14 protein-coding genes and 1 tRNA gene are annotated in these 14,321 nt (G+C 58.6%); 10 read left to right on the top strand and 5 right to left on the bottom strand.

What is annotated here, in order from left to right; all coding sequences use genetic code 11:
- The first annotated feature begins 1 nt into the window (after position 1).
- Positions 2-77 (top strand) — tRNA-Gly (locus AC07VR_RS06395).
- 127 nt (positions 78-204) lie between these two features.
- Here AC07VR_RS06395 and AC07VR_RS06390 read toward each other — a convergent pair.
- The gene (locus AC07VR_RS06390; RefSeq protein WP_494994027.1) at positions 205-843 is read right to left on the bottom strand and encodes a LysE family translocator; all 639 of its coding nucleotides are present in this window, start codon (positions 841-843) and stop codon (positions 205-207) included.
- Between the two features lie 168 nt (positions 844-1,011).
- A complete protein-coding gene (locus tag AC07VR_RS06385; protein WP_495010732.1) occupies positions 1,012-1,638 on the bottom strand; it encodes an alanyl-tRNA editing protein in 627 nt (208 codons plus the stop codon).
- Between the two features lie 90 nt (positions 1,639-1,728).
- Between AC07VR_RS06385 and AC07VR_RS06380 the strand changes: the two genes are divergently transcribed.
- Entirely contained in the window at positions 1,729-2,727 is a 999-nt protein-coding gene (locus tag AC07VR_RS06380) for a LysR family transcriptional regulator (protein ID WP_494994025.1), read from the top strand.
- Positions 2,728-2,808: 81 nt separating this feature from the next.
- Here AC07VR_RS06380 and AC07VR_RS06375 read toward each other — a convergent pair whose 3' ends face one another.
- On the bottom strand, positions 2,809-3,207 hold the full coding sequence (locus AC07VR_RS06375) for a PA2817 family protein (protein WP_494994024.1): 399 nt from the start codon (positions 3,205-3,207) through the stop codon (positions 2,809-2,811).
- Positions 3,208-3,299: 92 nt separating this feature from the next.
- Complete coding sequence (locus AC07VR_RS06370; protein WP_495010731.1) at positions 3,300-5,747, bottom strand: acyl-CoA dehydrogenase; 2,448 nt, start codon at positions 5,745-5,747, stop codon at positions 3,300-3,302.
- A 248-nt stretch (positions 5,748-5,995) separates the two neighbouring features.
- On the opposite strand from AC07VR_RS06370, the gene AC07VR_RS06365 reads away from it, so the two are divergent.
- From AC07VR_RS06365 to AC07VR_RS06350, 4 genes are all read left to right on the top strand, one after another.
- Positions 5,996-6,655: a transglutaminase-like domain-containing protein gene (locus AC07VR_RS06365; protein WP_495010730.1), complete on the top strand. Its 660-nt coding sequence runs from the start codon at positions 5,996-5,998 to the stop codon at positions 6,653-6,655.
- Positions 6,656-6,698: 43 nt separating this feature from the next.
- Positions 6,699-7,322: a glutathione S-transferase family protein gene (locus AC07VR_RS06360; RefSeq protein WP_494994021.1), complete on the top strand. Its 624-nt coding sequence runs from the start codon at positions 6,699-6,701 to the stop codon at positions 7,320-7,322.
- Between the two features lie 133 nt (positions 7,323-7,455).
- Positions 7,456-8,388, top strand: a complete 933-nt coding sequence (locus AC07VR_RS06355) for an ABC transporter ATP-binding protein (RefSeq protein WP_495010729.1) — start codon at positions 7,456-7,458, stop codon at positions 8,386-8,388.
- Positions 8,385-9,164 (top strand): ABC transporter permease, encoded by a 780-nt coding sequence (locus AC07VR_RS06350; RefSeq protein WP_494994019.1) that lies wholly within the window; start codon positions 8,385-8,387, stop codon positions 9,162-9,164. The genes AC07VR_RS06355 and AC07VR_RS06350 overlap by 4 nt, the downstream gene beginning before the upstream one ends.
- 94 nt (positions 9,165-9,258) lie before the next feature.
- Here AC07VR_RS06350 and AC07VR_RS06345 read toward each other — a convergent pair whose 3' ends face one another.
- Positions 9,259-9,774, bottom strand: a complete 516-nt coding sequence (locus AC07VR_RS06345) for a DUF2062 domain-containing protein (RefSeq protein ID WP_495010728.1) — start codon at positions 9,772-9,774, stop codon at positions 9,259-9,261.
- Between the two features lie 135 nt (positions 9,775-9,909).
- On the opposite strand from AC07VR_RS06345, the gene AC07VR_RS06340 reads away from it, so the two are divergent.
- From AC07VR_RS06340 to lpxK, 4 genes are all read left to right on the top strand, one after another.
- Complete coding sequence (locus AC07VR_RS06340; protein WP_495010738.1) at positions 9,910-12,141, top strand: DNA internalization-related competence protein ComEC/Rec2; 2,232 nt, start codon at positions 9,910-9,912, stop codon at positions 12,139-12,141.
- A gap of 98 nt (positions 12,142-12,239) precedes the next feature.
- Positions 12,240-12,875 carry a MotA/TolQ/ExbB proton channel family protein gene (locus tag AC07VR_RS06335; RefSeq protein WP_495010727.1) on the top strand — a complete coding sequence of 212 codons (636 nt, stop codon included), beginning with the start codon at positions 12,240-12,242 and terminating at the stop codon, positions 12,873-12,875.
- Positions 12,872-13,300: an ExbD/TolR family protein gene (locus tag AC07VR_RS06330; protein ID WP_494994016.1), complete on the top strand. Its 429-nt coding sequence runs from the start codon at positions 12,872-12,874 to the stop codon at positions 13,298-13,300. The genes AC07VR_RS06335 and AC07VR_RS06330 overlap by 4 nt, the downstream gene beginning before the upstream one ends.
- Positions 13,300-14,310 (top strand): tetraacyldisaccharide 4'-kinase, encoded by a 1,011-nt coding sequence (gene lpxK / locus AC07VR_RS06325; RefSeq protein ID WP_495010726.1) that lies wholly within the window; start codon positions 13,300-13,302, stop codon positions 14,308-14,310. Before AC07VR_RS06330 ends, lpxK begins: the two co-directional genes overlap by 1 nt.
- Positions 14,311-14,321: the final 11 nt, after the last annotated feature.

The following is a 14,321-nucleotide window of genomic DNA, read 5'->3' as shown; positions in this document are numbered from 1 at the left end:
TGCGGGAATAGCTCAGTTGGTAGAGCACGACCTTGCCAAGGTCGGGGTCGCGAGTTCGAGTCTCGTTTCCCGCTCCATTTATACAAAAACGCCGCTCTCTGAGCGGCGTTTTTGTTTGTGCGTCTTTTGTATCCAGCCTGAACGCGACAATGTCAAAAAGGCCCGCCAGTCATGCTGAGCGGGCCTTTTGCATTGAGAGTCCAATCACATCGACAGGATCAGTCGCCCAGCGAACAAAATCAGGATCACACCCATGGTCCGTTCAAACCAGTGACCCATGCGCATGAACAGCAACCGCACGCGGGCGCTGGAAAAGAACAGCGCAACAATGATGAACCACAGCGCATTTACAAAACACATCCAGACTCCGTAAAGCGCCTGAATCGTCAGTGGTGTCGAAGCGCTGATGACCGTCGTGAAGATCGCCAGGAAGAACAGCGTAGCTTTGGGGTTGGTGGCATTGGTCAGGAATCCGGTGATGAAGGCTTTGGGTAAAGTCTGACGTTCCATTTGCTCCGGCGCAGCATTGCTGCCGTCAACAGCGGTTTTCGGTTTACTGCGCATAAGGCTCACCCCTAGATACAGGATGTAGGCGCCGCCGACGACCCTGGCGACGCTCAGCAACCACGGTGTGGTGTGCATCAGCGCGCCAACCCCGAGCAAGGTGTAAAGCACATGCACCGAAATGCCTGCGCCGATCCCGATGGCTGTGTACAACCCGACCACCCGACCGTAGCGCACGCTCTGACGGATGGTGACTGCGAAGTCCGGCCCAGGGGCGACCACTGCCAGAAAGTGGATCGTAGCCAGTGCGAGAAACTCGCCCAGGTAGTTCGAAAGCATTTCAACTCCAGTCAGTAATGGGTGAGGCATTGCCCCGATAGCCGACAAAAAAACAGGCTCGACTCTTTACGCGAATGGCGAGTGTTTCTTCATTGGCGAGTTTTTTATGCGCGTCGTATCGAGACGCTTGACGTCAAGCATTACGTCTGGAGCGATATCGCCAATGGATCAGTCCACGCTGTAGTGAACTGAAAGCGTTCCCTTCTTTTGCGAAAGGGTAGCGATCTTGACTGAGCCTAATTCCTGTAGACGACGTACATGGGTGCCGCCGCAGCCATATGCCGGCAGCTCGCCGAAACCGATTTCGCGGGTGCCCTCGCGCTGGGAAATCAGCCGCGGCAGGTCATCTGCAATCCATTGATTCAATGCAGTCTGCAGGGGGTCGACATCAAAGTCCTGTGGCCTTTCTCCCGGCTTGAAGGTAATTCGTCCCTCGCCGGGCCAGTGGTGGGCTTTGATCGGAATCCAGCCGAGTGATTCGGCAAAGTGGCCGATCAAATGGCCGGCCGAATGCATCCGGGTGTTGATCTGACGACGCTGCTCATCCACCCGTACTTGCGTTATTCCCGGCGTTACCGGATGGGTGACGTAATGCACGATCCGCTGCGATTCCTGGGTGACGCGCAGTACCTGGCTTTCGCCGATCCAGCCGGTATCGAAGGGCTGGCCACCGCCTTGGGGGTGGAAGGGCGTTGCGCGCAAGGTGACGGAAAATTCGTTCTCGTGGGGCGTGCAATCCAGGACTTCCACATTGGCTTCGAGGTCATCGCTATGGAAAAACAGGCGAAGTGTCATATCTCGTGCTCTTGTTGAAATTTCTATTTTTATTATATGGATGCCGGAATTGCGTGATAATCCATTCAAACATCAATGGACTTTTGCGTTGTGAGCATAAATCTTCCACTGCCTTTGCTGGGTGAAATGGCGATTTTCGTGAAAGTTGTCGAGACCGGTAGTTTCTCGGAAGCCGCCCGGCAACTGGGTTCGTCGCCTTCAGCGGTAAGTCGCAGCATCTCGCGATTGGAGAAGGTGCTGGCCATCCGACTGCTGCAGCGCACCACGCGAAAATTGCGGCTTAGCGACGGTGGCGAAGAGGTCTTCAAGCGCTGCCAGGAGATGGTCAGTGCGGCCAGGTCGGTGATGGAAATCAGCGGCCAGTACACCCATGAGGCCGAGGGGCTGGTGCGAGTGAGTGTGCCCAAGGCGGTAGGGCGATTTGTTATTCATCCGCACATGCCGGAGTTTTTGCGTCGCTATCCGAAGGTCGATGTGGAGTTGTTACTCGAAGACCGCAACGTGGACCTGATCGATGATAACGTAGACCTCGCTATTCGCATCACGGATCGACCGCCGGCCGGTCTGGTGGGGCGTCAGTTGCTGAGTATCGAGCACTTGTTGTGTGCGACGCCGCAGTATCTGGCCGAGCACGGGACACCTACCCATCCCCATGACCTGCTCAGCCACAGTTGTATTTATCTGGGTGAGACGCCGAGTGATGCGCGCTGGAAGTTCAGGCAGGGAACCAAAGCGGTAACCGTGGGGGTGCGTGGACGCTATGCGGCTAACCATACCGGCGTGCGGCTGGAGGCGGTGCTCCAGCATATCGGGATTGGCAGCTTGCCGTACTTCACCGCGCGTTATGCGCTGGAGCAGGGGCTGATCGTGCAGGTGCTGCCGGACTGGACCTTTCTCGCCTCGTATCACGGCGGAGCATGGCTTCTTCATTCGCCGACGCGCTATTTGCCGCCGAAGCTGCGGGTGTTCATCGACTATCTGGTGGAGTGCCTGGAGAAGGAGCCGACGCTGAGCAAGCCGGGGAAGTCGAGTGTTCCCAGCAAAACTGCACTGGCGGATGAGCTTGCGCAAAGCGATGGGTTGCTTTGATCTTGCTTACGCTGCAGTTCATCAGCAAATAAAAAGGCCCGCCGGTTTAACCGAGCGGGCCTTTTGCGTTTGTGCGTTGAATCAGTGCTTGACGTCCTGGTTCGACATCGAAAGCAGCTGTTTTTCCTGGTTCCAGTCGAACGGCTCGTCGTTCTGTTCGGCTTCATAACGACGATCTTCGAGGGCCTGGTACAGGTCGATCTCGTCGTCGGGCATGAAGTGCAGGCAGTCGCCGGCGAAGTACCACAGCAGATCGCGTGGCACCAGATGGGCAATCTGCGGATAACGCGCGATGACCTGGCAGAGAATGTCTTGCCCCAGGTACTGGCTTTCGATCGGGTCGACCGGCAGTTGCAGCATCAGTTCGTCGAAGCGCTCGAGGAAAAGTTCGTGGCTTTCTTCCGGAACCTGTTCGGCTTCACCCAAGGCGACCAGGATGCTGCGCAAGTGTGCGAGCAGGGCGAGAGTGTGGTCGAGCATAACGGGAGTCCTCTAGAGCTAAAGCAAAACGGGCGCGCAAGTATATAACTCCGACACCCGCTTTTCATAATTGAACAGCTATACGGACTGGTCTAACGGGTTTTACCCGCGCTGAGCGTCAGTTCATCTTTGGCAAAGTCATCGACATCGATGACCTTGCGTCGTGCCGCTTCTGCTTCACGCAAGGTCTGGACTTCAACCGGTTGCAAGACGCCAGCCTCCAGCGCGGCGTCGATGGCATGCTCCCCGGCGGCAGGTTTGAGCTGACCACTTTTGAGCGCCGTCTGGAGTTTTTTCTGCAGCGGCTGGGCAGCGCTCAGCAAGTCGCAGGCATGCTGCAGGGCGCCGACCGGGTCCTCTGTCGATTGCGGGCGATAGCAGCCCCCCAGTAACTCTTCCAGGGTTGGATCGCCTTTGGCGCGACAGATGACCGCCGCGACTTCAGCTCCCATCTTGTCTGACGGCCCTTTGTGCCGACGACCGAGCGGGAATACCAGCACCCGCAGCAGGCAGCCGAGTATCTTGCTCGGGAAGTTGGTGAGCAGTTCGTCCAATGCGCGTTCGGACTGGCCGAGGCTTTCTTCCATGGCCCAGACGAACAGCGGATGCAGATGTTCCGGTGAGTCGAGGTCGTGATAACGCTTGAGTGCGGCAGAGGCCAGATACAGGTTGCTGAGCACATCACCGAGGCGCGCGGACAGGCGCTCGCGGCGTTTCAGTTCGCCGCCCAGCAGCATCATGCTGAAGTCGGCGAGCATGGCGAAAGCTGCGGCCTGTCGGTTGAGGGCGCGGAAGTAGCGCTGGCTGAGCTTGTCCCCTGGCATGTGTTCGAAACGCCCAAGGCCAAGGTTCAACACCAAGGTACTGGCGGCGTTGCTCACGGCAAAACCGATGTGCTTGAGCAGCAGGCCGTCGAATTCGATCAGGGCCTGTTGTTTGTCTTCGCGGCCGGCGAGGGCCATTTCTTTGAGCACGAATGGATGGCAGCGAATCGCACCCTGGCCAAAGATCATCAGATTCCGGGAGAGGATGTTCGCGCCTTCCACGGTGATGAAGATCGGTGCGCCTTGCCAGCTACGGCCGAGGTAGTTGTTCGGGCCCATGATGATGGCCTTGCCGCCGTGGACGTCCATGGCGTGGCTAATGCATTCGCGACCGCGTTCGGTGAGGTGGTATTTGAGAATGGCCGAGAGTACCGAGGGTTTCTCGCCGAGGTCTACCGCGTTGGCGGTGAGCATCCGTGCGGCGTCCATCAGCCAGGCATTGCCGCCGATCCGGGCCATTGCTTCCTGAATCCCTTCGAAGGCCGCCAGTGGTACGTTGAACTGCTCGCGAACCTGCGCATACTGGCCGGTCACCAGGCTGGTGAACTTGGCCGCGCCGGTGCCGACGGCCGGTAGCGAAATCGAGCGCCCGACCGACAGGCAGTTCATCAGCATCATCCAGCCTTTGCCGAGCATTTCCTGGCCGCCAATGAGGAACTCCAGCGGCACGAAGACGTCCTTGCCGGAGTTCGGGCCGTTCATGAACGAGGCACCCAGCGGCAGGTGGCGACGGCCGATTTCTACGCCAGCAGTGTCGGTCGGAATCAACGCGAGGCTGATCCCCAGGTCTTCATTTTCGCTCAGCAGGTGGTCCGGGTCATAAGCCTTGAAGGCCAGGCCGAGCAAGGTGGCAACCGGGCCGAGGGTGATGTAACGCTTTTCCCAGTTCAGGCGCAGGCCGAGGGTTTCTTTACCCTCCCATTCACCTTTGCAAATGACCCCGGTGTCGGGCATTGCTCCTGCGTCGGAACCTGCCAGCGGGCCAGTCAGGGCAAAGCAGGGGATATCGTCGCCACGGGCGAGGCGGGGCAGATAATGGTTGCGCTGTTCGTCGGTGCCGTAATGCAGCAGCAGTTCGGCCGGGCCGAGGGAGTTAGGCACCATCACGGTGGAGGCCAGGTCGCCGCTGCGGGTTGCCAGTTTCATCGCAACCTGGGAGTGGGCATAGGCTGAGAAGCCTTTACCGCCGAACTCCTTGGGAATGATCAGGGCAAAAAAACCGTGTTGCTTGATGTGATCCCAGGCTTCTGGCGGCAGGTCCATGGACTGGCTGATCTGCCAGTCGCTGACCATGGCGCAGAGCTCTTCGGTCGGGCCATCGATGAATGCCTGTTCCTCTTCACTCAGTTGCGCCTTTGGGTAGGCCAGCAGTTTGTTCCAGTCCGGGCGACCACTGAACAGCTCGCCGTCCCACCAGACTGTGCCGGCATCAATGGCGTCGCGTTCGGTTTGCGACATTGGCGGCAAGGTTTTTTGAAACCAGCTCAATAGCGGCGCCGTGAAGTATTTACGTCGCAGGTCCGGCAACAACAAGGGCGCGGCCACCGCCGCAAATATCACCCAGAAAATCAGTAACAGCCAGCCTGGTGCACGGCTGAAGGCGCCCATCGCCAGCAGGTAGACAGCGATCATGCCCAAGGCGGGCAAGGGCGTGGTGCGGAGATGTGCCAGATAGGCGATCCCGACCACCAGAACCAGTATCCACAACAGCAGCATATTCAATCCTCCGTGAAACCAGGGGCAAAACCATCCTGAGAGCTTAGACGGCATCCACGAAACAGGGTGCTAAGAGCGATGTGTTTGAATCTGTAGGAAACATCGGGTGAACTTCGTAAGTTGTCTCGATAGCGGACTGTTGAATTCCTGCGTTAACAGAGCGGCAAGCTCTGATATTTGGCCGAAACGTCGTTATCTCTGTACCAGGGCTATCGCTAGACTCGTGGCTTCCCCAGGAGATTGTTCTCATGCACGAGTATCTGAGTCCCGGCCGCTTCATCGATAGTGACCATCCATCGGTGGTGGAGTTCGCCGAAACGCATCGCGGCGAGAGTCGTGACCCGCTCGAACAGGCGATCAATCTCTATTACGCCGTGCGCGATGCCGTGCGCTACAACCCTTATACCTTCAGCCGTGACCCGCAGACCTTGCGCGGCAGTTATGCGCTGGCGACCGGTGAAAGCTACTGCGTGCCCAAGGCGACCTTGCTCGCCGGATGCGCCCGGCATTGCGCAATTGCTGCACGGATCGGTCTGGCCGATGTGCGTAATCATCTGTCGACGCCACGCTTGCTTGCGCTGCTCAGAAGCGATGTGTTTGCCATGCACGGTTACACCGAGCTGTATTTGCAGGGCCGTTGGGTCAAGGCCACCCCGGCGTTCAATCAGCAACTCTGTGAGTTGTTCGATGTGGCACCGCTTGAGTTCGACGGAGTCAATGACAGCGTGTTCCACCCGTTCAATCGTCAGGGGCAACAGTCGATGGAGTACCTGGTGGACCATGGGCAGTTCACGGATGTGCCTGAAGTTTTCTTCTTCGAGCATCTGGAAAAATGTTATCCGCATTTGTTCAGCGATCAGTTGCCAGCCCGGCCGGGTGATATGCAGACCGATTTGAGTCGCGCCTGATCCGGCGTAGACTGCCCCGGCATTCATCCATCAAGGGGCAGTCATGCTGAAGATCTGGGGTCGGAAAAATTCGTCGAATGTCAGAAAGGCACTCTGGTGCGCCGAAGAGCTCGGTCTGACCTACGAAGCGCTGGACGCGGGCGGTGCCTTTGGTGTGGTCGATACACCTGGATACCGGGCCATGAACCCCAATGGCCGAATTCCGGTAATCGAAGATGACGGCTTCGTGCTCTGGGAATCCAACACCATCGTGCGTTATCTGTGCGCCAGGCATGCCGCCGATTCGGCCTGGTATCCGGTGGATGTGCGGGCGCGGGCCGCTGCTGAAAAATGGATGGACTGGACCACCTCGACCTTGGCCGAACCGTTCCGTCATCTGTTCTGGGGCGTATTGCGCACCCCGGCGGATCAACAGGATTGGGTCAAGATCAACGCGGCACAGAAGACCTGTGCCGAGTTGCTTTCGATGGTCGATCAGGCGCTGGCCGAGCATCCATATTTGTCCGGTGATGAAATCGGCATGGGCGATATTCCGCTGGGCAGCTTTATTTACGCCTGGTTTGAAATGCCCATCGAGCGCCCGCAGATGCGCCACCTGGAGGCCTGGTATGAGCGCCTGAAGCAGCGCCCGGCTTATCAGAAAGCCGTCATGACTGCGTTGACTTAATACCGACTATCAATACACATGACTGTACTTGTGCGGCGTCGACAAGCACCATTGGCCTTGTTCGCCGCCGTTGCATTCTGTGCGGTCCGCCCTTATTTGTAACTTTCTTCCCTTCTTGGTGCGTAAATCCGATATGAGTTCCGCTCTGTCCATCCGGCAGCTAACCAAAACCTACGGCAACGGTTTCCAGGCCCTGAGTGGTATCGATCTGGATGTCGCCGAAGGTGATTTTTTCGCCTTGCTCGGCCCCAACGGCGCTGGCAAATCCACCACCATCGGCATTCTCTCCACCCTGGTGAACAAGACCAGCGGCACGGTGAATATCTTTGGGCATGATCTCGATCGTGAGCCCGCCACGCTCAAGCGTTGCATTGGCGTGGTGCCGCAAGAGTTCAACTTCAACCAGTTCGAAAAGACCTTCGACATTGTGGTGACTCAGGCTGGCTACTACGGCATCCCGCCGAAAATTGCCAAGGAGCGGGCCGAGCAATACCTGACCCAGCTAGGCCTGTGGGACAAGCGTGATGTACCGTCGCGCTCCTTGTCCGGCGGCATGAAGCGTCGATTGATGATCGCCCGCGCGCTGGTGCATGAACCTCGCCTGCTGATCCTCGACGAACCGACTGCCGGGGTGGATATCGAGCTGCGTCGCTCGATGTGGACCTTCCTCACCGAGCTGAATCAGAAAGGCATCACCATCATCCTCACCACTCATTACCTGGAAGAGGCTGAGCAGCTGTGCCGCAATATCGGCATCATCGACCATGGCACCATTGTCGAGAACACCAGCATGCGGCAGTTGCTCAGCCAATTGCATGTCGAGACCTTCCTGCTCGATCTGAAAACCGACATGAAGGTCGCGCCGCAGCTGATCGGCTATCCGAACCGCCTGGTCGACAGTCACACCCTGGAAGTCCAGGTTGATAAATCAGTTGGCATCACTGCGCTGTTCGGTCAACTGGCCGCGCAACACATCGAAGTGCTGAGCCTGCGCAATAAAACCAATCGCCTTGAGGAGTTGTTCGTGTCCCTGGTGGAGAAAAATCTGGCGAAGGTGGCGGTATGAGTTCAGAGCTGCAGCCCAACCTCGTTGCGCTCAATACCATCGTCTATCGTGAAGTCCGGCGCTTTACCCGGATCTGGCCGCAAACCCTGCTGCCGCCGGCGATCACTATGGTTTTGTACTTCGTGATCTTTGGCAACCTGATTGGTCGGCAGATTGGTGATATGGGTGGTTTCACCTATATGGAATACATCGTGCCCGGGCTGATCATGATGTCGGTGATTACCAACTCCTACGGTAACGTGGTATCGAGTTTCTTTGGCAGCAAGTTCCAGCGCTCCATCGAAGAACTGATGGTTTCGCCGGTTTCGCCGCACACCATTCTGATTGGCTACACCTTGGGTGGTGTGTTGCGCGGGCTGATGGTCGGGGTGATCGTGACGCTGCTGTCGTTGTTCTTCACCGATCTGCAGGTGCATCACTTGGGCGTGACCATTCTGGTGGTGGTGCTGACGGCGACGATTTTTTCGCTATTGGGCTTCATAAACGCTGTGTTTGCACGCAACTTCGATGATATCTCGATTATCCCGACGTTCGTGTTGACGCCGCTGACCTATCTGGGCGGGGTGTTCTACTCGATCACATTGTTGCCGCCGTTCTGGCAGACCGTGTCGCTGGTCAACCCGGTGCTGCATATGGTCAACGCCTTCCGCTATGGCATCCTTGGAGTGTCGGATATCAAGATCAGCGTGGCCATCGCCTTTATGCTGGTCGCGACGGTGGTGTTGTATATCGGTTGCGCACGGCTGCTGGTCAGCGGTCGCGGTATGCGTCAGTAACCTGCGAAAGCCTCGCCACGGTTGTTGCCAGGCAGCATACCCTGATCAACCTTCCAAAACAGAAACGGCACCCAAGGGTGCCGTTTTTGCATTTTTACAGTCGGCTTTTCTTGCGCCGCGTCCATTGCCGGCTGACCCACCAGCGCCAGTAGAGCATGGTCAGGCAATAGGCGAGGGCGCCGAGGACCAGCCCAGTGATCACTGAGCCCAGCAGGAAAGGCTGCCATAGCGTCGACAACTCGCCGCTGATCCACTCCCAGGACAGCTCGTCCGGCAGGCTTCGGGCCGGCACGTTCATTAGCCAGGCGCCGGTCTGGTAGGTGCAGAAAAATACCGCGGGCATGGTAATCGGGTTGGTCAACCAGACCAGGCTGATGGCAATCGGCATATTGCCGCGCACGGTTATCGCCAGAATCGCCGCCACCAGCATCTGCAATGGAATGGGCAGAAACGCGGCGAAAAATCCCACCGCCATCGCGCGTGCTACCGAGTGGCGATTGAGGTGCCAAAGATTTGGGTCGTGCAGCAACGTGCCGAGAAAGCGTAAGGATTTGTGTTCCCGGATGCTGGTCGGGTCTGGCATGTAACGTTTGAATAGGCGCCGGGGCATAGGGCATCTCGGTCGGTTCAAGCGGCAAGTATGCCCGGATTCTACGGATGGAAAATTCAGACTTTGTGACAATTAATAAAGCTGCGCCCGTGCGGCTCGGCTATTCCGAGAAAAAGGATTCTCATGGACGGACTTATGCGCACAGGGATGTTTGCGCTCGCGTTGGGTCTGTTGACCCTGCGTTTCTTGCCGGCGCTGCCGCCGATCTGGCTATTGCTGCTATTGCCCGTGCCAGGATTGATACTTTTGCCGTTTCGGACTTATCCACTGGCATTTTTTCTGTTCGGCTTCAGTTGGGCGTGTGCGGGCGCGCACTGGGCTTTGAATGATCGCCTGGCGCTCAGTCTCGACGGGCAAACTCGCTGGCTCGAAGGGCGCGTGGTGGGCTTGCCGCAAAACGCCGATGGTGTGGTGCGCTTCGAGCTTGAGGGTGGGCAATCGCGGCGGACCCCATTGCCGAAGTTGATGCGGCTGGCCTGGTACGGCGGGCCGCCGGTCCACAGTGGAGAACGCTGGCGACTGGCGGTCAAGCTCAAACGCCCCGGCGGCTTGCGCAATCCCCATGCTTTCGATTACGACGCCTGGTTGCTGGCGCAACGAATCGGCGCCACAGGCACGGTCAAGGACGGGCAGTTGCTCGCAAGTGCCCAGTGGGCGTGGCGCGACGACATCCGGCAGCGACTCTTGAGCGTCGACGCCCAAGGCCGGGCCGGTGCGTTGGCAGCCTTGGTGCTGGGTGATGGCGCCGGGCTGACATCCACCGATTGGCGGATCCTGCAAGACACCGGCACGGTGCATTTGCTGGTGATTTCCGGGCAGCACATTGGTCTGCTGGCCGGGTCGATTTATATGCTGATCGCCGGGCTGGCGCGGTATGGATTGTGGCCAACACGTTTGCCTTGGCTACCGTGGGCCTGCGCGATGGCATTCGGCGCGGCGCTGGGTTACGGCTTGCTGGCGGGGTTCGAAGTGCCGGTACGCAGAGCGTGCGTGATGATCGGGCTGGTCCTGCTCTGGCGGCTGCGCTTTCGACATCTGGGGGCCTGGTGGCCGTTGTTGCTGGCGCTGAATGTGGTCCTGTTGCTTGAGCCGCTGGCGAGTTTGCAGCCGGGATTCTGGCTGTCGTTTGCGGCAGTGGCGGTGTTGATTTTTACGTTCAGCGGGCGCTTGGGCGCCTGGAGTGGGTGGCAAACCTGGACCCGTGCCCAATGGCTGATTGCTATTGGTTTGTGTCCGGTGTTGCTGATTCTTGGTTTGCCCATCAGCATCAGTGGGCCACTGGCCAATGTGTTCGCCGTGCCTTGGGTCAGCCTGGTGGTTTTGCCTGCGGCCTTGTTGGGTACCTTGCTCTTGCCGCTGCCGTATCTCGGTGAAGGGCTGCTATGGCTGGCGGGCGGCTTGATCGACTGGCTGTTTCAGGGGCTGGCGCTGGTGGCGGGGTATGCGCCTGCATGGGTGCCCGCAGCGATTCCTCTCTGGGTCTGGGGGATAAGCGTTATCGGTGCTTTTCTACTGCTATTGCCCAAAGGACTGCCGTTGCGGCTGTTGGGTTGGCCGATGCTGTTGTTGGTGGTTTTTGCGCCGCTCAGAACGGTGCCCCAAGGCGAGGCCGAAATCTGGCAACTGGATGTCGGGCAGGGGTTGGCCATTATCGTGCGCACTCGTCATCACACTCTGTTGTATGACGCCGGGCCTCGTTTCGGTGATTTCGATCTCGGAGAACGGGTGGTGCTGCCTTCATTGCGCAAGCTGGGCGTGCGAGGACTGGACCTGATGCTGCTCAGTCACGCCGATGCCGATCATGCCGGTGGCGCTCGTTCGGTTCTGCGAGGGCTGCCGGTGGCGCGCGTGGTGAGTGGCGACCCTGATGCGTTGCCTGCCGAGCTGCAAGCGCAGTCGTGTGAGAGTGGCAAGAGGTGGGAATGGGACGGGGTGAGTTTCGAACTCTGGCAATGGTCATCCGCGACCGACAGTAATCAGAAATCCTGCGTAGTGCAGGTCGAAGCCAACGGCGAACGCCTGCTACTGACCGGCGATATCGACGCCCAGGCCGAGCGCGCACTGCTGGACAGTCCTTTGGCCGTTGTTACTGACTGGCTACAGGCGCCGCACCATGGCAGTCGCAGTTCGTCCTCCGTGGCATTTCTCAATGCTCTTTCGCCCTCGGCGGTGCTGATCTCGCGCGGGCGCGGAAACTCGTTCGGTCATCCTCACCCGCAAGTAATGGCGCGTTACCGCAAACTGGGCATGATTGCTTATGACAGTGCCGAACAAGGAGCCTTGCGCGTTCAGTTGGGAAGCTTCAAGCCGCCTGAGGCAATAGGCCAGCAACGACGCTTCTGGCGTGATCCGGACGGGAGTAAATAACCGCGAGTTATTAAAGCCGGACGACAGGCAACATCACGGTCTTCGGTGCGTCGAGGCCCTATGTTAGAGTGGCGCACTTTTTCGAGGGGACTGTCACTGTGTGGGAATTGGTCAAATCCGGCGGCTGGATGATGTTGCCGATCATTCTGAGTTCCATCGCTGCGCTGGCCATCATTGCCGAGCGTTTGTGGACCCTGCGAGCCAGCCGCGTCACCCCGGATAATTTGCTCGGGCAGGTCTGGGTCTGGATCAAGGACAAGCAACTCAATAAAGAAAAGCTCAAGGAACTGCGCGCCAACTCCCCATTGGGCGAGATCATGGCTGCGGGCCTGGCCAATTCAAAACATGGCCGCGAGATCATGAAAGAGTGCATCGAAGAAGCCGCCGCGCGGGTGATTCATGAACTTGAACGCTACCTCAACGCACTGGGCACCATCGCCGCTATGGCGCCATTGTTGGGGCTGCTGGGTACGGTATTGGGCATGATCGATATTTTCAGCGCATTCATGGGCTCGGGCATGACCACCAACGCCGCGGTATTGGCCGGTGGTATCTCCAAAGCATTGATCACCACGGCAGCAGGCCTGATGGTCGGTATTCCATCGGTGTTCTTCCACCGATTCCTGCAACGCCGGGTCGATGAACTGGTGGTGGGCATGGAGCAGGAAGCGATCAAACTGGTCGAGGTCGTGCAGGGCGACCGTGATGTTGATCTGGTCGAGGGCAGAGCGTGAAATTCCGCCGCAAACAGCGGGAAACAATCGATATCAACCTCGCGTCGCTGATCGACGTGGTGTTTATCCTGTTGCTGTTTTTCGTTGTGACCACCACTTTTACCCGTGAAACCCAATTGCGCGTTGAGCTGCCGGAAGCTGTCAGCGGTTCGCCGGCCGAGGACCAGCAAGCCAAGCAGCTGGATATCGCCATCAGTGCCGACGGTGTGTTCACGGTGAATAATCAATTGCTGCCCAAGAACGATCTGGCCAGCCTGATGGAGGCGCTGCAGAAAGAGTCCGCAGGCGATACCCACCTGCCTTTGTCGATCAGCGCTGATGGCAAAACCCAACACCAAGCCGTGATCACCGCCATGGATGCTGCCGGCAAGCTCGGTTTCAGCCATCTGCGCATGACCACCGTCGAGGCGGCACCGGCTCACTGATGGCACTTTCCGATCGTTTGCTTGCCGCCTGGTATAACGGCCATCCCGCGCTGAAGGTGCTGCAGCCGTTGGAGTGGCTGTATCGACGTGTGGTGCTGCGCAAGCGTGAACGCTTTCTGGCCGGAGTGGGTGAGATCTACCAACCCCCGGTGCCGTTGGTCGTGGTCGGCAATATCACGGTGGGCGGCACCGGCAAGACGCCGCTGATTCTTTGGTTGATCAAGCATTGCCAGCGCAGCGGTCTGCGGGTGGGCGTGGTCAGCCGCGGTTATGGCGCCAAACCACCGCAGCTGCCGTGGCGAGTCGAGGCCGGGCAAAGTGCTGATGTCGCCGGCGACGAGCCGCTATTGATCGTTCAGCGCAGCGGTGTGCCGCTGATGATCGACCCCGATCGCAGCCGCGCGGTGCAGGCGTTACTGGCCGCTGAGCCTCTGGATCTGATTCTCTCTGACGACGGCATGCAGCACTACCGCATGGCCCGGGACCTTGAACTGGTGCTGATTGATGCGGCCCGCGGTTTGGGTAACGGTCGTTGCCTGCCCGCCGGGCCGTTGCGCGAGCCGATCGAGCGCCTGCAGAGCGTCGATGCGCTGCTCTACAACGGTGCTACGGCGGATCGCGACGATGGCTTCGGATTCAGACTTGAACCCACCACACTGGTCAATCTGTCGAGCGGCGAGCGACGCCCGCTCGACCACTTCCCGGCAGGGCAGGCCGTGCACGCAGTAGCCGGTATCGGCAATCCACAACGTTTCTTCAGCACTCTTGAAACGCTACACTGGCGGCCAGTCCCGCATGCTTTTGCTGACCACGCAGAGTACAGCGCGCAGGCTTTGAATTTTATGCCGTCATTGCCGCTGGTCATGACCGAGAAGGATGCGGTGAAGTGCCGCGCTTTCGCGGCACATGACTGGTGGTACCTGGCGGTTGATGCGGTGCCGTCACCGGCCTTCGTGGCCTGGTTCGATACGCAGTTGATGCGCTTGTTGCCTGCTCGTCTTTTGCCTTAAACGCTTTTATC

Source organism: Pseudomonas sp. GW821-FHT02H09 (assembly GCF_059421425.1).
Note: the sequence above shows the minus strand (reverse complement) of the source record. Positions and strands in the feature narration are given on the sequence as shown.